The organism is Microcoleus sp. Pol10D4, assembly GCF_036701555.1.
Lineage (GTDB): Bacteria > Cyanobacteriota > Cyanobacteriia > Cyanobacteriales > Microcoleaceae > Microcoleus.
In genome coordinates this window covers 1-16,322 of the sequence record NZ_JAUBRA010000102.1, presented here as the reverse complement: position 1 = coordinate 16,322, position 16,322 = coordinate 1, and the positions used below count along the sequence as shown (strand labels likewise).

Sequence of the window (16,322 nt, the reverse complement as noted above, 5' to 3'; positions counted from 1 at the left end):
GTTTTAGGTCGGGGAGTTTTTCCATTCTTTGATCTAATGTCTATCTTGTCTTCTTGTCAAGGGGGTTGAGCAATTACTAGCAAATTTATCCTTCGTAACTGAAATATTTAAGTGCGATCGGGCGTCACTGTAAACTTTTATGGTTTAAATTGTGGTTTCCACTTACAGATAGACTCTGGCTTGAGTGGGCAAGTTTTGGGAGCGATCGGATTTCCGCTGAGTTGTAACCAAATCAGGTTAGTTAAGGATTGCAATCGTTTGATGTCATTGATTTGATTGTTTTCGAGATTTATCGCAGCCAGTTTAGTCAAAGATAGCAATGGTTTGATGTCGCTGATTTTATTATTGTTGAGGTCTAACCAAGTCAGTTTAGTCAAGGATGCTAGCGGTTTGATGTCACTAATTTGATTGTTGCTGATATCTAACCAAGTCAGGTTAGTCCAAGATGCTAGCGGTTTGATGTCGCTGATTTGATTGTTGTTGAGTTGGAGAGTAGTCAGGTTAGTCAAGGATGCTAGCGGTTTGATGTCGCTGATTTGATTGTTGCCGACGGAGAGTGTAATCAGGTTAGGCAAAGATGCTAGCGGTTTGATGTCACTGATTTGATTGTTACTAATGTGGAGTGTAATCAGGTTATTCAAAGATTCTAAAGGTTTGATGTCGCTGATTTGATTACCCCAGATGAAGAGTGCGGTGAGACTCGAAAGTTTCTGATTAGCCGCATCGCACTCAGTAGTTTCTGCTTCCTTCAACAGCACCTCAACTGTATGTTTAGCTTCTGGACTCAAAGAATCTTTTTCGCGACACCATTCAGCAAATGTTTTGTTTCCCGATCGCACTTCTGCAGCCTTCGCAGACAGTCCATTTCCAGATAATGCTAAAAGCACACAACAAGTAAGTGCGATCGACCTTGGTAAATTGATATATTTCTGTGCCACTATAAGTGTCATAATCTTATATATCTAATTGAACGTTAAAGCCATCTTGCACCACAAACACAACCAATAATTGATTCAGTTTTTTTCAAAGGACTTAAGCTTTGAGGCAGAGGTTTCAACCCCTGCCGGACTGAAGGAAAGAGGGCAATATCATGTCCCTGCAAAATACCTCTTAAAAACTCTCCGAATCACCTCACTCAGGCAACTTATACTGCCCCACAATCCGCTTAGCATATTCCGGCACATGAGCCTCTAATTTATCCGGGTAATTCCGCTTCACGTACAGATAATTGCGAGTGAAATGAGAATCAATCGAAAACCGAGCATATTCCAAACCCTTCGGCCCAATTCTCTCAATAAAAACTCCCATTAACTTCGCCGCCCACATCGGCAAAGTCACTCCTTTTTCATAAGCAGGAATGCTTTGCTGAACCGCCTCTTTTCTGTTTCCCTTAGACATCACCGGCTGAGTATTTAGCTGATCAGTTACCAAATCTAACATTTCTTGCCCGGTGTCATTTCGCACCACAATCCACTGCCAGCCAAAGGGTGCGCCCATGTAGCCCACAACTAAATCTGCTAAAGAATTGACATAATCAAAACAGCTCAAACAAGAAGGAGCAAAAACATCCTTCAATTCCTTAGTATTCAAGCCAAAAAACGGCACTTTCTCTTCCGAACCATCTTCGTGTTTGAAGTGAACGTTAAAGTCTTGCATAAACTCGTAAGAAACCACCGTTTCAGGAGAGCGGCTAGTCGTGTCTAGGAATTTCTGCAAGCCTGCACGGCTGACATTATCTACGCAGGGAGTTCCCAAAACGTAGAGCTTTTCTAAACCGAGTTTTTTCTCGACTGTTCGCAAAGCTTGAATTTGACAGCCGACGCCAATTACTAACAGCCGCTTCATCCCAGATTCTTCGATTTGTTCTAATACGGAAAGATTGGGAGAGAGAGTGGGTTTGTTGACTTTAGCTGCGAGAATCTCTTCACGATTCCTAGCAATAATCGGCATCGGTTGAAAGCGGTCTTCCTTAGTATTTTGGACGCAGACAACGCCTTCTACAATTCCTTTTTCGAGCATTTCAATGGCAATTGTGCTGACGATTCCCGTCCACTGAGCGCCCTCGATCGGCTCTTTTTTCCGAGCCGCCATCATATTTTGACTGACTCCGAAATACCAATCGTCGGGATTGTCGAGATTGCGCGATCGCCCGTGAATCTCTTCTTCCAGTTCCGCGATGTGCTGTGTTAAGAAAGCACAAGATTCCTTGACATAATGGATGTAATATGTATCGCACAAACCGCATTCGCTGCAAAGTTCTTTAGCGGGGCGGCGGCTACCCGGTTTCAGGGCCTTGGATTTTTGGTGCTTAGTAGAATCTGTTGCGGTCATCTAAATTACTTATTTTATGCAGATATGGCTTTTGTTAGGATATCACAGCAATTTCCGTTGATTTACCTCCTTTATTCTTTCTTTCAGTCCTCCCAGGCGGACGCAAGCTTGTGCGGGAGCAACTTCGGTTCGCCCGAAATTGGCGGTTTTCAAAGCTTAAAAAATATTAGTCAGGACTTACCTAGGTTGCGTTAGAAACCCGGTTTCTTCCTGAATACATTGCTGTTAAACCTAAGATTTATGGTAAAAACCGGGTTTCTTTGTGTAGTTTTGGTAAAAAAATTCGGTTTCAGAGCATCGCCGTGCATCCAGGAGTGTTTGTGTAAGTCCTATTAGTATCAATCCGGATCTAGCGGGCGATCGCGGGAATACATAGCCAAATAAAGCTATAAAAAAATGGTAAAAATGTTTGTGACAACAGCCGTCGCTGGCATCATGATGAATCTCGCAATTTCGAGCTTAGGATTTGCTGCTTTAGTTCGTCCTGTTCCCGCTATGAATCAAACTGTTGTGACTCTAGAAAGAATGCTCAGCGCGACACAAAAGCCGGCGGCGCTGAACTATTCGCGCCTGGGGATTGGCGGCGTTCGGTTGGGGATGTCTGTAGAAGAGGCAAAACGTAAGTTGGGAAAACCGCAGCGCGACGAAACTAAACCTGCTGGGCCTGGCATCGGCGGCAAGATTCGCACGCTAACCTACTCAGGATTGACGGTAGCAGCATGGGAGGGCAAAGTTTATTTAATTTCTGCTACCAATCCCAAGTTTCTGACAATTGATGGTGTCAAGCTAGGAGATAACCGCCAAAAAGTCGTTAAAACTTACGGTTACGGGTCGCAATCCGTGCAGGGTGGAGTGACTCGATTGACTTACAGCAATGACCAAAAGGCTTCTAATTTGATTGTGGAAATTAAGGGCGATCGCGTGCAAAAAATTATTGTGGGTACGCAGCTAAACTGAAATATTAAACCACATTGCAAAAGTCCCGGTTCACAAGTTTGTAGTAAGGACTTTATTTCTTATTTCTTAGGATTTTTAGCCTTTCTGTGAGTTGACTGGAGGGCTTTTTCCTCATGTGCGTGAAGCGTAGCTATCCCGTAGGGAATCGCCCGCGTCTCCTTAATCCTCTTCATCATCATCCGACAATTTTGTCATTTCCTCAGCAATTAGTGTCTGAAAATCCTCTCCGCAGTGAACGTTGAGATGGATTGCAGCACTCAGGAACTCTGCTAGAATTTCAGCTTTTTGTCGATCGCTCAAATCCGGTAACTGAAGCTGATGGATTAAAGTAATCACATTTTGACACTCAGTACCCAATTCATCAATTAACGTTCTCAGTGTATAATTAGTTACAGAAATTGTCCGATCGCTAACTTGCATCTTTATTTACCCAATCGTTTTAAAGCTTGCTGAATTCCTTTCTCAAAAGCTCGAATTTCACTTTCCCAATGCCGGATTAAGCCTTCATCGGGAAAATCCTTCTCATATTCCAGTCTAATCTTTTCTTCATGTTCTGCAATCCGCTTGTTCAACGAACGAAGAGCTTTTTTGTGATTTTTATTCCCCATAGAGTCTCATACCCATACAAAAAAGTAGAGACGCGATATCGCATCTCTACAATAATTCTAAATAAGGTGCACCGAGTGCACCCTACCAATTAGCGGTTCTGGGGAACAGGAGCACTCGGTGTTCCAGAAAAAGTCGCCTCACCAGTCTTAGCCCGCTTTTTGATCAAGATAGGCTTGACGCTGTTTTCTCCACCAATCGGGGGATCTTCTTGTTGAGCGTAATCCGCGCCCATCCAAGCAGGACGGCTTTGGTCGAAAGCCATTTGCAAAGCAGCAGCGGCGATCGCGTGGGAGTCGTACTCCTCAGATAACTGAGACACCAGAGGCAAGAAAGATGCCATGCGTTCGCCAGCCAAAGCTTCGCGAACTTTACCCTGCATCTTTTCCAACTGACGTGCTTCAATTTGCGCCCGTGTCGGAATGTTTCGTACCGTCAAGCTCGATCGCACGTGGCGTTCAATCAAGCGCAGTTTGCGGCGATCGACCGGTTGAATCAGCGTAATCGCCGTTCCTTCGCGACCAGCCCGGCCCGTGCGTCCGATCCGGTGAACGTAACTTTCCACACTATCGGGCAAATCGTAGTTAATAACGTGAGTCAAGTGATCCACGTCCAAACCCCGCGCCGCAATATCAGTCGCCACTACCCAGCGCACCTGACATTGGCGGAACCGATGCAACAAGCGTTCCCGCTGTGCCTGATTCAAATTACCGTGATACTCGTCAACGCTGTGACCTGCTGCTTGCAGTTGGCTGGTGAGTTCCGCCGCCGACTGCCGAGTCCGCACAAAAATCAGTGCAGATTCCGGGTCTTCCATTTCTAGAATTGGCTGTAGGGCTCTTGCCTTCGACCAGCCACGGGGAATCATGTACACGCCTTGGCTGATGCGCTTTGGCGTTGCTTTTGGCTGTTCTACGGTGACGTTGACTGGGTTACGCAAATGCCGCGCCACCAATTTCCGAATGGAAGCTTCCATCGTCGCCGAGAAAAATGCCGTTTGACGTTCTTTTGGTGCAGCATCCAAGATTTTTTCCACATCTTGGATAAAGCCCATGCTCAGCATTTCGTCAGCTTCATCCAAAACCAGCCACTTTATCTTGTCTAGTTTCAGGCTACCGCGGCTCAGCATATCCAATATGCGTCCGGGTGTACCGACGACGACGTGCACGCCGCGCTTCAAACGCTGCATTTGACGATCGATCGATTGACCGCCGTACACTGTCAGAACTTGCAGAGAGCGACCCACTTTTACCGGGCCGTCGCTGCTGATGCCGCTCAAATCACGGATGGCTTCAGTTACTTGCATCGCCAATTCGCGAGTCGGCGTCAGCACCAGTGCTTGCACCGCAGTTACATCTAAATCAATCCGCTCCAAGATGGGCAACGAGAATGCTGCCGTTTTGCCTGTCCCTGTTTGGGCTTGACCCACAACGTCGCGACCTGCTAACAGGTGCGGAATTGCTTGTACTTGGATGGGAGTAGGTTCTGTAAAGCCTAGTGTTTCCAGATGGAGAACGAGTTCTTCCGAAAGACCTAAGCCTTCAAACAATAAATTCATTAATGCTCCTAATAACGAGTCTTAGCCTTCTAAGTTGCCCAACTCGGATGCGGATTTCTGCTCTAGGGCAGGAACTCATAAGAGTTCTTTATGGTGCTGCGCCTGCGCGCACCTTCTTAAATAGCAATCGAGTATAGGGCAGCTCCGTCGATGGTGACTAAATTTACCAATTCGACAGCCGTCTTTGATTTTGTGACATCACCGATACCAACCGCCAGGGGTCGGGTTATAGGCTTCCAACATTCTTAAAATAGGACATTGGACTTCCTGTGAGGTACTTGCAAGCTTTCCCTCTTAGGCATTTTATAGTGAGGATCATGACCAGCCCCACTTCACTACATAGTAGTAACAGGTTGTTTGGTTCAGGCGCTATCCCGCAATCCGTCGCCTGCGGGATTGAGCAGGGGATGGGGCGACCGTTACCGCCTATCCATCTCAACACTCTTTCGGGATACCGTTGTGGTGTAGGGCGGACGGCGAAGCAATCTCAAATTATCCCCGCTTATTTCTGGCTTGTTATCATCATAACTCTTTACATTCAGAAACAAAACATTAAATTCGTTAAAATTTTCCGATCGTTCTGTAGAGATAACCGCACCCCGAGGGGGAGCGTCGATTGCCAGATAGGGGCTAAAAAAGTTTAGGCTCCCTTTGCTACATATCTTTGCACAATATTGTACAAACCGTTACTTTTGCTGCACAATCCGCTAATCATTTTTGGCTGGTGTCCGGTTTTTGTTCGCCACACCGCCGATCGCGACAGTTTCAGCAACACTTACACTTGACCGTAGAGGTCGTAGACATCTGCACCAGTAACTTTCACAGATACGATTGAACCCAGCCGCGCTTCTCCTGTGACGTAGACGAGTCCATCTACTTCTGGGGAAAACCGAGCGGATCTACCAATCAACTCGCCTGTCTCTGGTTGTTCTTGTTCTATCAGGACATCAACTACCTGACCGACAGACTCTTGATTCTTCTTCAATGATATAGGTTGTTGTGCCGCCATTACCGCATTGCGCCGCATTTCCATTATTTCTGCAGGTATTTGCTGGGGCAAGCTGAAGGCTGGGGTTCCTTCTTCTGGCGAAAATACAAAAACTCCTACGTGATCGAATTCGTGGCGCTTGACAAATTCCAGCAAGTGTGCTGCGTGTTCCTCGGTTTCGCCTGGGAAGCCGACAATAAAAGTTGTTCGCATCACAGCGCCGGGAAGTGCTGCTTTGAGCCGATCGACTATAGCATCATTGATCCCAGCTTGAAAAGGCCGATTCATCGCCCGCAGAATTTCCGGGTGCGAGTGTTGCAGGGGTAAATCCAAATACGGCAAAACGTTGGGCGTTTCGCGGATGGCTGCGACAACTTGCGGAGTCAAACCTGTAGGATAGGCGTAGTGCATCCGAATCCAAGGCACATCTACTTTACCCAAAGCGCGAAGCAGTTCGGCTAGTTTCGGTTCGCCATAAATATCTTTGCCGTAGTTGGTGGTAATTTGAGAAATTAAGATAATTTCTTTTACCCCTTCCGACGCCAATTGCTTAGCTTCCGCGACGATAGATTCGATCGTCCGCGACCTTTGATTTCCGCGCAAGTGCGGGATAATGCAAAATGCACAGCGATAGTCGCAGCCTTCTGCTATACGCAGATACGCGACACCTTCCGATGTCGTGCGGTAGCGGGGAGTAGTTTCGTCAGCGATGTAAGTAGGTTCTGAGGAGACGAGGGAAACTCGATCGCCCTTTTCCACCTGCTGCATAACATCGACGATTTTATGATAGTCGCCAGTGCCGACAATTGCGACTGCTTCCGGCAATTCATCCAGCAATTCCTGCTGAAAATGCTGTGCCATGCAGCCGGTGATGACTACTTTTTTATTAGCTTCTGCCAATTCTACCAAGGTGCGGACTGACTCTTCTCGCGCCGCTTGGATAAAACTGCAAGTATTGACTACAACATAATCGGCTAATTCTTCATTAGAATCGACTTGATAGCCCGCTTGAGCCAGCAAGCCAATCATGTGTTCGGTATCGATGCGATTTTTTTCGCAGCCGAGGTGAGTAAATGCGATCGTTGGCTTCGTTGCCATGCAGTAATAGTTAGTGTTGCGCTATTTCTAAGAACGTTTTATGATATCACACAATTAAAAAAATTGCAATGTGTATGTGGAAGCTCTGGACTGTTGTGGTGTTCGCAGTTGTTGTGTGATATTTGTGCGATCGTGGGCGAGATGAGAATTTTCAGGCTTTGTGCGATCGTACTTTCCCGCTTTTTCGCTGCCAGATTTTGACCCAATTGTCAGGTTTTGGTGTCGTCGGAAGGCTTCGACAATCTTACGCCCTTTGCATAATTTCGACTTGCTAGTTCGGCAAGCCAGCCAGAAAAATCTTCTCTGCTGTTAAGCTCAATTCTGGAAAAGCCAGCGACTCAACATTCTCGCTTCCCCTAAACTGTTTTACCTGATACTCCCCATCTACTAGCTGGTAAATCGAGAGAGTGGGTTGTTTGGGATTGCCGATAAACTTGCGACCGCCTAAACCAAGATAGTCTACAATCCAGTATTCGGGAATGCCCATTTCTTCATAGTCGGAAGCTTTGAAAAAATAATCATCCCGCCAGTTCGTACTGACCACCTCTACAGCTAGTCGCACCGAAGAGCCCATCGTGATGACTGATTCTTTTTTCCAGCGCGGTTCGCTTGCAAGTGCGGTTCGGTCTAGGACAATTACATCTGGCTGGTAGCCAGATTCGTTACGCGCCAGCTTGAGCAAGCAATCACCAGGGATTGAGTAAGGCAATTGCAGTCGTCTGATTTCAAAATTGATTTCACCTGAGATGAAACCTGTAACGTCGGAATGGTCGCCAGTTCCTAAAGGCATTTCAACAATTACTCCATTGTGTAATTCGTACTTGTGGACAGAGTTCTCTGGATACCAAGCAACGAACTCATCAAATGTGATTGTTTTGGATATGGTTTGGATCATGTTGCGGTTTCCTCCGTCTGGTGATTAGTATGCGAAAAGCTAGAAGATGACACAAGTCTTTTCCGTAAAATACGGAAAAGACTTGACATAGGAAGTGAAGTTTGCTATTTATGTGACCCACAATATCAAAATACAGATCGCGCCGATCGACTGAATCTGAAATTAGTATCTAGGCGATCGACCGTTGTGAGCGAACGCACTCGATTAGAACAAATCTGCTGAGATTGACAAAGTGCGATCGTCATTTCAGAAATTTTGTGATGTTTTAGCTACTCTTATCCCGAACTTAGGTTAAGTTATGTCCTTCAAATTCTCCCATTGCTCCAACTCGAGCAGGATCAGCTAACACAACCCAACTTTTACCTAGAAACACCGATAAGTCAGCAAATTGCTGGGTTGATCAATCTTGAAAAGTTTGAGTCATTAGTTTCATCCTCACATTTATTTATATTAAGGCATTTTGCAGCATACTCTGAAACAAAGTATCCAGAGAAATTCCTGATGCTTTGGCCATAACCGCAATCACGCTTTTTTCGGCCAAACAACAGTACAGCCCCGCTTCTAAAAACCAAGGTTTTCCATCGGGGTCGATGCGAAAATCAAATAAACTGTAGTGGCGACAGCCCAAAGCGATGTGGCATTTTCTGGCCTCGGCCCAAACTCTCTCGGTAATCGGATCGCTCTTGTCAACTACCCACGGCTTGGTACTATTTTTAGTGGAACCAGTCAAGCTACCATCCTCATTTTGTTGGAGCTTATCGGCATAAGTCCGAATCGGTTGGGTATCAGGATCTACAGGATACTCTTCCAGCGGCAAACAGACTAGCTCGCCATCTTGGACAATAATCCCACAGCGAACTTCTCTACCCAATTCAATGAATTTTTCTACTAGCACTTCCTCTGAATGAGTCAATGCTGTCTGCAAAGCCGCATCATAGTCAGCAGCATTTTTAACTAAGGCAACTCCCAGAGAATTATCCGCATTCAGTGGCTTTACCACCACCGGAAAATCAATTGAAGGTCTCACGCCCGCGCGGACAACTTCTCCCAACGGTACGCTTACCCCAGCGGCCGCTACTACTGCCCTAGCCTTCGCTTTGTTAGCAGTCAGTGACATCACCTCTGGGGTATTACCCACGTAAGGAATATTCAGCAGATCGAACAAGGCTCGGTATTGAGTCATGCCGGGGATGCAAAACATCTGCGGTACCATTACGTCAATCTTTAGCTCTGTCAGCACCTGTACAGCGCCCGCTAGAGACATGGGATTAGCGGCCGCGATCGCACTCGGATCCAGAGAGGTGGGAAAACGCCATTGACCACCGGGAGAAATATAGGCTATATGAAATTCATAGAGTGCTGGATTAGCAGTTTGCTCCAGACAATATGGGGCATAAAAGCGCGACAATTTATCGTAAAATTCACTGTCTGCCGCTCCGACTAAATGCAAAACCCGTAATACTGACATACTCAATCTCCCCCTATTTACAGAATTATTCCACTATGAAAATAAACTTTCATCCACTCTTTCGGCTGACGCAAATTTCTCCATAACAACAAGGGAATGTGCCAATGATGCACCATAAAAAACGGTAGCGGATCGTCCCACTCGAAGATGGCATCTTTGCCTTGGGCGATTATTTTTAACCGCTCATAAACTTGCTTGGGCGACCACAAATGAGTCACCAATCGCCAAATTTCCTGGTAAATCCAGTAAGTCGGGCGACTAGATGCCAAAGGCTGCACTGTCTGCGGTAAAGGGTTCGGTTCCAAATAAGCTTTTGCCACATCGGGATGGTTGTAAAACATCGTGATGGCTGTATGGGTGCGCGGGTTGCATTCGATCGCGTAAATCTCTCCATCATCCGCCGCTTCAATGAAATCAAAAGAAACTTGTCCTGTCAGATTGAGACTCTTGGCAAACTGACGAATCCAATTTTCGATATCCGGGCGATCGATATGCTCGTAATTGAGCTGAAACGCCGATGATTTGCAGCAACAGTGCAACTGAAGATGACCGTTACGGACGGTACTGTGAGTGCAGTATTCTTGCCCTGGAATATACTCTTGCATAATCCAAGGTTTACTCTCGGAAATTGGTAATGAGTTGACAAAAGCGGCTGTTTCTGCTGGGGTCGCGCAGGGTAACTTAGTGAGATCAAACCTGTGGACACAATCGTAGGGAATACTTTTGATAATATATGGACGCTGTGCGTCACTAAAATCAAAATCGATTACTTGTTGGGGATTAGTAATGCGGTAGGACTTTGGAACTCGCAGCCCCAACGCTTCGGCGGCGGTGGTCAACTCATACTTATCATCCAAACGTTGCAGAGTTTCGACATCTAGCTGCATTACCGTACAGTGAGGAGAAAGTACCTTTTTGGCTTTGGCATCGTAGTAACTGCCCTCTGGACTACTGACGGGAACGTAAACATTAACTTTCTCTTGTTGGACAATTTTTAAGAGTGCTTGAGGGTATTCCTCTGCCTGGAGATTTGGTACTGTGTAAAAGCGATCGACTGCCCAAGAGAATCGATTACCCATCAGCCTGTATTCGTGGGTTTCAACCAAAATTACCCGATGACCGGCCTTATGGAACGATCTCGCTAGCTGTAATGCTTTGGTCGTCTTGCCGCCGTTAATCAAAATCGTTTGGGGAGACTCGGCGATCGTTCGAGACTGAAACGGTTTGAGGATGATCGATCTCAGTAGGGCGATCGCTGTTAAAGCTAGATTCAGGGGCAGTACCAATAGCAGCAAAATAAAGGTTGCTATGGTTTTGACTGATGTCTGGAAGCGCCTAGTAGTCGTCGCGTTTGTTTCCTGTTCAGATGGCATCGCTGCCCTTGAAACGGTTTCGATCATACTTTTTTACTAAGTAAATACCCTAATTAGCGGTGGTTTTTGAATGATTAAACCGCTGTTGAAGCTACGCAGGCGCAGAGTCTCCAGAACAGAGAGATAAATCATGCCGGTGAAGCGCGGATTTGATATTACGCACGGGTGGTTAAAAACCGGGTTTTTTGACATCGGACTTCGTTACAGCCCGCCGAATAGGGCAAAAAACCCGGTTTCTTTGGTTTTGACGCCTAAGTTTTGTTCTACTAAACGCGCCCAATTAAAGTCCATCCATCTCTGGGCGGCAGTAACACTTGCTCTAGGCGCGGATCGATCGTCAACTAGAGCCTGTCTGATGTGAGATAAGGGCTATCAATTGCTATAGCCATCCTAAATCATTTGTGAATTTCTTACTCCCTCCCCTTAGTAAGGGGAGGGCTGGGGTGGGGGAAAAAATTTACAACTCCTGCAAGGATTGCTATAGTCCGAGGCGACTCATTAACCCTGATAAATCACAGGGAAAATCGCTAACTGCGGAGCCGACTAAATGCAAAACCCGTAATACTGACCTACTCACTCTCCCCCTATTTCCACAAGTTCACCAATATTAAAATCAATCCTAATCCACTCATTCGTCTTCTGTAAATCTGCCCATAACAACAAGGGAATGTGCCAATGATGCACCATCAAAAACGGCAGCGGATCGTCCCACTCGAAGATGGCATCTTTGCCTTGGGCGATTATTTTTAACCGCTCATAAACTTGCTTGGGCGACCACAAATGAGTCACCAATCGCCAAATTTCATGGTAAATCCAGTAAGTCGGGCGACTAGATGCCAAAGGCTGCACTATCTGCGGTAAAGGGTCTGGTTCCAAATAAGCTTTTGCCACATCGGGATGGTCGTAAAACACCGTGATGGCTGAATGGGTGCGCGGGTTGCATTCGATCGCGTAAATCTGTCCATCATCCGCCGCCTCCATGAAATCAAAGGAAACTTGTCCTGTCAGATTGAGACTCTTGGCAAACTGACGAATCCAATTTTCGATATCCGGGCGATCGACATTCTGGTAATTTATCTGAAACGCCGACGATTTGCAACAACAATGCAACTGAAGATGACCATCACGAATTGTACTGTGAGTGCAGTATTCTTGCCCTGGAATATACTCTTGCATAATCCAAGGTTTACTCTCGGAAATTGGTAAAGATTTCACAAACGCGGCCGTTTCCGGCTCAGTTGTGCAGGGTAACTTCGTCAGGTCTAACCTGCGAATAGAATCGTAGGGAATACTTTTGAGAATATATGGACGCTGTGCGTCACTAAAATCAAAATCGATTACTTGCTGGGGATTAGTAATTCGGTAGGACTTCGGAACTCGCAGCCCCAACGCTTTGGCGGCTGTTGCCATCTCATATTTATCATCCAAACGTTGCAGAGTTTCGACATCTAGCTGCATTACCGTACAGTGAGGAGAAAGTACGCTTTTGGCTTTGGCATCGTAGTAACTGCCCCCTGCACTGCTGACGGGAACGTAAACATCAACTTTCTCTTGTTGGACAATTTTTAAGAGTGCGTGAGGGTATTCCTCTGTCTGGGGATTTGGTACTGTGTAAAAGCGATCGACTGCCCAAGAGTAACGATGACCTGTCAGCCAGTATTTGTGGGTTTCAACCAAAATTACCCGATGACCGGCCTTATGGAACGATCTCGCTAGCTGTAATGCTTTGGTCCTCTTGCCGCCGCCGACCAAAATCGTTTGGGGAGACTCGGCGATCGTTCGAGACTGAAACGGTTTGATGATGATGGATCTCAGTAGGGCGATCGCTGTTAAAGCGAGATTCAGGGGCAGTACCAATAGCAGCAAAATTAAGGTTGCTATGGTTTTGACTGTCTGGAAGGGACTATTCGTCGCGTTTGTTTCCTGTTCAGATGGCATCGCTGCCGTTGAAACTGTTTCGATCATAATTTTTTACTAAGTAAATACTCTAATTAGCGGCGGTTTTTGAATGATTAAACCGCTGTTGAAGCTACGCAGGCGCAGAGTCTCCAGAACAGAGAGATGGATCGTGCCGATGAAGCGCGGATTTGATATTACGCACGGGTGGTTAAAAACCGGGTTTTTTGCTCGGACTTCGTTACAGCCCGCCTGGGCAAAAAACCCGGTTTTTTTGGTTTTGACGCCTAAGTTTTGTTCTACTAAACGCGCCGAATTAAGGTCAATCCATCTCTCAGCGGCAGTAACACTTGCTCTACGCGCGGATCGTCAACTAGAGCCTGGTTGAATTTGGCGATCGCCACTCCGTTCTCAGTAGCAGTACCCGACAAATATGGCTGTCCCTGCATCAAAGTGTTGTCGGCGCAGATCAAGCCATTGGGAGCCAACAGCCCAGTGGTGAGTAGTAAATCGAGATAATCTGTGTATCCAGCTTTATCGGCATCGATAAATACCAGATCGAACACTTCTCCATTAGCCGCCAATTCTTTCATGGTTTCTAGAGCCGGTGCCACCTTCACTGAGATTTTGTGACCGGCTGTAGATTCTTGAAAACACTTTTGGGCAAATTCAGCTACATAAGCATCTACTTCGCAGGCTACCACCACTCCATCCACCGGCAGTGCTTCCGCCATCGCTAGTGCTGAGTACCCGGTAAACATCCCTATTTCCAGTACGCGCTGCGCTTTGGTGAGATGGACGAGAAATTTCAGCATTTGGCCTTCGAGATGACCCGATAGCATTTCCTGTTCCAACTGCCGCACTGTCTCGCCGTCAGAGAATCGCTTACTCCAATCTTCTGATTGGGTGCGCTTCACTAACGTGGCTAAGGCAGGAGATTCCGGCGTGGTACAAAGATCCAGGTACGGATCGAGACCATTTGCCAATTCGTAAGCTTGTTGTAATTCTGCCTTGAAAGCTCGATCGAGATTATCGATTTTTTCTACTTGCGAGGCGAGACTTTCGAGTTTAGCCGCTAAAATCCCGACTGGGGTAACGGGTCTCATGGTCATACCCCGGCTGTGGAACGAGTTCCAACTTTCTGCAATACCACATACATATCCTCGCCATCACCATTGCGCGGATAGCCTTGACAGATTTCTCGATGCACCGCTAGGGCTTCATCCAACTCAGTTCGAGTCAAATCGTTCATGAAAAAGCAGTCACCAATGGGGCAGGGAGCTGCAGCGCGTTGAAGGCCATCACGGGTACGACTGATCGATGTTGTGGCTTTCCAGAGCAGTTCTGATGTGAGATAAGGGCTATCAATTGCTAGTCCGAGGCGGCTCATTAATCCTAAGATCCGATCGCGAGCGGCGATCGAAATGTAGCCCCGCTGCCCAGCAATAGTCGCCGAAAAAGCCATATCGATGGCGACACTGTGGCCGTGGAACATCGGAATTTCCGGTGTTAGTTCCAGCGTCGGACTCCAGGTGTGACCATAGGCAATGACCCGATCCAAATCTAGCTCGTGGAGGTTTGGTACTTCTAAGGCCAGCATCGACTGAATCGCGTTGTAGGTTAAGCGATGGGCCACTTCGCGCAGTTCAGATGTGCCGTCTAAATAACCAAAATGGCTGTGCAGCAATGCTTCGCCGTAGTTTTCTAACAACTCGAAGATTTCTTTGTTGCCTACTACGGCGATCTTAATTAACTCTGCCATGCCGTTTCGTATTTGGTCGATCGGCAGAGTTTTCAGAAAGGAGAAATCTAAAATTACTTTCTGCGAAGCGTGGTAAGCACCGAGGCGGTTTTTCAGCTTACCGTGGTTCACAGCTACTTTGATTGCCACACTGGCATCAATTAGCCCAATTAAGGTTGTCGGTACGCGAATGTAGTTAGTCCGACGGCGATAGGATGAGCAGGCAAAACCAGCTACGTCAGTAGTCAATCCACCACCGACTACCAAAACAGGCTCCTTCCGCACGAGTCCGAAATCAACGAAGGCATCTATGATGCTTTCAAAAGTTTTTAACGTCTTATCAGGTTCCTTGATATTAACTGGAAAGACTGTTAAATCTATCTCGTGATGCTTGAAATAATCCTGCATCTGTGCACCATACAGACGATAGACTGTTTCATCTACGACCATTAAACAGCGACCGAATTGGCGGTAACTATCGGCAATCTCAGGATTCTCCAGCTTGAAAGCACCATCGACGTATAGCAGGCTGAAATCTATTTTTTCGTACCCCTCAATCTGAAAAGCTCGATCGGTAGCTGTAAAGGTAGCTTGAATGTCACCCATAAATTTTTTGCACTTTCGTGTTGATAAGTAACTGTAAGTATTCAGGTAGTAGCAAAAACGCTGAATTTTTTTGCAGGAAAGCTTTCTAGGCATTCGATTGACAAAATTGTCTTCGATATAATCTCAGAAATTAATCTAGAAAGTTGTTTTCAGTGCTGTTTATTAAGAAGAGGTTAAATACTTATTATACAGCACTTATACCTAAATTCCTGCTAAGATAGAGTTTAGATAACCTCAATACTTACACCTCAGTTAACATAACGGATTTCAGATATTTATTCAATCTTGTTCAACACCAAAGCTCGATAATACCTCTTAAGGAATAGACGATAATCTAGCAATTCCACATTATTCAAAAGTTTAGGAGGATATCGGTCTTTGAGAAGGTTAGCTCACAGTAAAGTATTTGCTTATCTTTGTTTATGTATGCTACTATTCTCTACATGGCATATGTACCACTCAGAAAAGCAGTCGAATTTCTGGGCTTGCATCCACACACCTTAAGAAAATATGCAGACCAAGGGAAGATCAAAAGCATCAAAAACGAAGCAGGGCAACGACTCTACGATGTCGAGTCCTACCAGCGCGGTGCAACTAGAACTACCGTTGTTTGCTACTGTCGCGTCAGTTCACCAAAACAGCGAGACGACCTCGCTCGACAAACTGAATTCATGCGACAACAATACCCCGACGCCGAAATCATCCAAGATGTCGGCTCAGGACTCAACTTCAAAAGAAAAGTGCGATTCGTTTAACCTAAAACAAGCCAAAAGGCTTGTGGGACGGTTAGCCTAACTGCTCAGGC

Annotated in this window: 14 protein-coding genes; 2 read left to right on the top strand and 12 right to left on the bottom strand. The window is 46.2% G+C overall.

The window, feature by feature from the left end; genetic code table 11:
- Window positions 1-137: 137 nt before the first annotated feature.
- Together QUA36_RS29210 and QUA36_RS29205 are read right to left on the bottom strand one after the other, a co-directional pair.
- On the bottom strand, window positions 138-950 hold the full coding sequence (locus QUA36_RS29210; RefSeq protein WP_333459925.1) for a leucine-rich repeat domain-containing protein: 813 nt from the start codon (window positions 948-950) through the stop codon (window positions 138-140).
- A gap of 181 nt (window positions 951-1,131) precedes the next feature.
- Entirely contained in the window at window positions 1,132-2,331 is a 1,200-nt protein-coding gene (locus tag QUA36_RS29205; protein WP_333454573.1) for a Coenzyme F420 hydrogenase/dehydrogenase, beta subunit C-terminal domain, read from the bottom strand.
- A 396-nt stretch (window positions 2,332-2,727) separates the two neighbouring features.
- On the opposite strand from QUA36_RS29205, the gene QUA36_RS29200 reads away from it, so the two are divergent.
- Window positions 2,728-3,288 (top strand): hypothetical protein, encoded by a 561-nt coding sequence (locus QUA36_RS29200; RefSeq protein ID WP_333459924.1) that lies wholly within the window; start codon window positions 2,728-2,730, stop codon window positions 3,286-3,288.
- Window positions 3,289-3,447: 159 nt separating this feature from the next.
- On the opposite strand, the gene QUA36_RS29195 is transcribed toward QUA36_RS29200, so the two are convergent.
- The 10 genes from QUA36_RS29195 to QUA36_RS29150 form a co-directional block, all read right to left on the bottom strand.
- Window positions 3,448-3,708 (bottom strand): hypothetical protein, encoded by a 261-nt coding sequence (locus tag QUA36_RS29195; RefSeq protein WP_333363564.1) that lies wholly within the window; start codon window positions 3,706-3,708, stop codon window positions 3,448-3,450.
- Between the two features lie 2 nt (window positions 3,709-3,710).
- Complete coding sequence (locus QUA36_RS29190) at window positions 3,711-3,896, bottom strand: hypothetical protein (RefSeq protein ID WP_242725046.1); 186 nt, start codon at window positions 3,894-3,896, stop codon at window positions 3,711-3,713.
- Window positions 3,897-3,985: 89 nt separating this feature from the next.
- Window positions 3,986-5,452, bottom strand: coding sequence for a DEAD/DEAH box helicase (locus QUA36_RS29185; protein WP_333459923.1), 1,467 nt, complete (start codon window positions 5,450-5,452; stop codon window positions 3,986-3,988).
- Between the two features lie 775 nt (window positions 5,453-6,227).
- Complete coding sequence (gene rimO / locus QUA36_RS29180; RefSeq protein WP_333459922.1) at window positions 6,228-7,538, bottom strand: 30S ribosomal protein S12 methylthiotransferase RimO; 1,311 nt, start codon at window positions 7,536-7,538, stop codon at window positions 6,228-6,230.
- A gap of 271 nt (window positions 7,539-7,809) precedes the next feature.
- Complete coding sequence (locus QUA36_RS29175; RefSeq protein WP_333161820.1) at window positions 7,810-8,433, bottom strand: Uma2 family endonuclease; 624 nt, start codon at window positions 8,431-8,433, stop codon at window positions 7,810-7,812.
- 445 nt (window positions 8,434-8,878) lie between these two features.
- Complete coding sequence (locus QUA36_RS29170; RefSeq protein WP_333459921.1) at window positions 8,879-9,901, bottom strand: ATP-binding protein; 1,023 nt, start codon at window positions 9,899-9,901, stop codon at window positions 8,879-8,881.
- Window positions 9,902-9,918: 17 nt separating this feature from the next.
- Entirely contained in the window at window positions 9,919-11,301 is a 1,383-nt protein-coding gene (locus QUA36_RS29165; RefSeq protein WP_333459920.1) for an ATP-grasp domain-containing protein, read from the bottom strand.
- Between the two features lie 546 nt (window positions 11,302-11,847).
- Complete coding sequence (locus QUA36_RS29160) at window positions 11,848-13,239, bottom strand: ATP-grasp domain-containing protein (RefSeq protein WP_333459919.1); 1,392 nt, start codon at window positions 13,237-13,239, stop codon at window positions 11,848-11,850.
- A 233-nt stretch (window positions 13,240-13,472) separates the two neighbouring features.
- Window positions 13,473-14,276: a class I SAM-dependent methyltransferase gene (locus tag QUA36_RS29155; RefSeq protein WP_333454564.1), complete on the bottom strand. Its 804-nt coding sequence runs from the start codon at window positions 14,274-14,276 to the stop codon at window positions 13,473-13,475.
- Between the two features lie 2 nt (window positions 14,277-14,278).
- Window positions 14,279-15,517, bottom strand: coding sequence for a sedoheptulose 7-phosphate cyclase (locus QUA36_RS29150; protein WP_333161830.1), 1,239 nt, complete (start codon window positions 15,515-15,517; stop codon window positions 14,279-14,281).
- Window positions 15,518-15,939: 422 nt separating this feature from the next.
- Here QUA36_RS29150 and QUA36_RS29145 point away from each other — a divergent pair, with 422 nt between their 5' ends.
- Window positions 15,940-16,272 carry a MerR family DNA-binding transcriptional regulator gene (locus QUA36_RS29145; RefSeq protein ID WP_333459918.1) on the top strand — a complete coding sequence of 111 codons (333 nt, stop codon included), beginning with the start codon at window positions 15,940-15,942 and terminating at the stop codon, window positions 16,270-16,272.
- The last annotated feature ends 50 nt before the right edge of the window (window positions 16,273-16,322 follow it).

What these genes read in the sequence shown, in the direction of transcription:
- QUA36_RS29210 (WP_333459925.1), bottom strand. Translation starts at nt 950, where the DNA reads ATGACACTTATAGTGGCACAGAAATATATCAATTTACCAAGGTCGATC.
- QUA36_RS29205 (WP_333454573.1), bottom strand. Translation starts at nt 2,331, where the DNA reads ATGACCGCAACAGATTCTACTAAGCACCAAAAATCCAAGGCCCTGAAA.
- QUA36_RS29200 (WP_333459924.1), top strand. Translation starts at nt 2,728, where the DNA reads ATGGTAAAAATGTTTGTGACAACAGCCGTCGCTGGCATCATGATGAAT.
- QUA36_RS29195 (WP_333363564.1), bottom strand. Translation starts at nt 3,708, where the DNA reads ATGCAAGTTAGCGATCGGACAATTTCTGTAACTAATTATACACTGAGA.
- QUA36_RS29190 (WP_242725046.1), bottom strand. Translation starts at nt 3,896, where the DNA reads ATGGGGAATAAAAATCACAAAAAAGCTCTTCGTTCGTTGAACAAGCGG.
- QUA36_RS29185 (WP_333459923.1), bottom strand. Translation starts at nt 5,452, where the DNA reads ATGAATTTATTGTTTGAAGGCTTAGGTCTTTCGGAAGAACTCGTTCTC.
- rimO (WP_333459922.1), bottom strand. Translation starts at nt 7,538, where the DNA reads ATGGCAACGAAGCCAACGATCGCATTTACTCACCTCGGCTGCGAAAAA.
- QUA36_RS29175 (WP_333161820.1), bottom strand. Translation starts at nt 8,433, where the DNA reads ATGATCCAAACCATATCCAAAACAATCACATTTGATGAGTTCGTTGCT.
- QUA36_RS29170 (WP_333459921.1), bottom strand. Translation starts at nt 9,901, where the DNA reads ATGTCAGTATTACGGGTTTTGCATTTAGTCGGAGCGGCAGACAGTGAA.
- QUA36_RS29165 (WP_333459920.1), bottom strand. Translation starts at nt 11,301, where the DNA reads ATGATCGAAACCGTTTCAAGGGCAGCGATGCCATCTGAACAGGAAACA.
- QUA36_RS29160 (WP_333459919.1), bottom strand. Translation starts at nt 13,239, where the DNA reads ATGATCGAAACAGTTTCAACGGCAGCGATGCCATCTGAACAGGAAACA.
- QUA36_RS29155 (WP_333454564.1), bottom strand. Translation starts at nt 14,276, where the DNA reads ATGAGACCCGTTACCCCAGTCGGGATTTTAGCGGCTAAACTCGAAAGT.
- QUA36_RS29150 (WP_333161830.1), bottom strand. Translation starts at nt 15,517, where the DNA reads ATGGGTGACATTCAAGCTACCTTTACAGCTACCGATCGAGCTTTTCAG.
- QUA36_RS29145 (WP_333459918.1), top strand. Translation starts at nt 15,940, where the DNA reads ATGTATGCTACTATTCTCTACATGGCATATGTACCACTCAGAAAAGCA.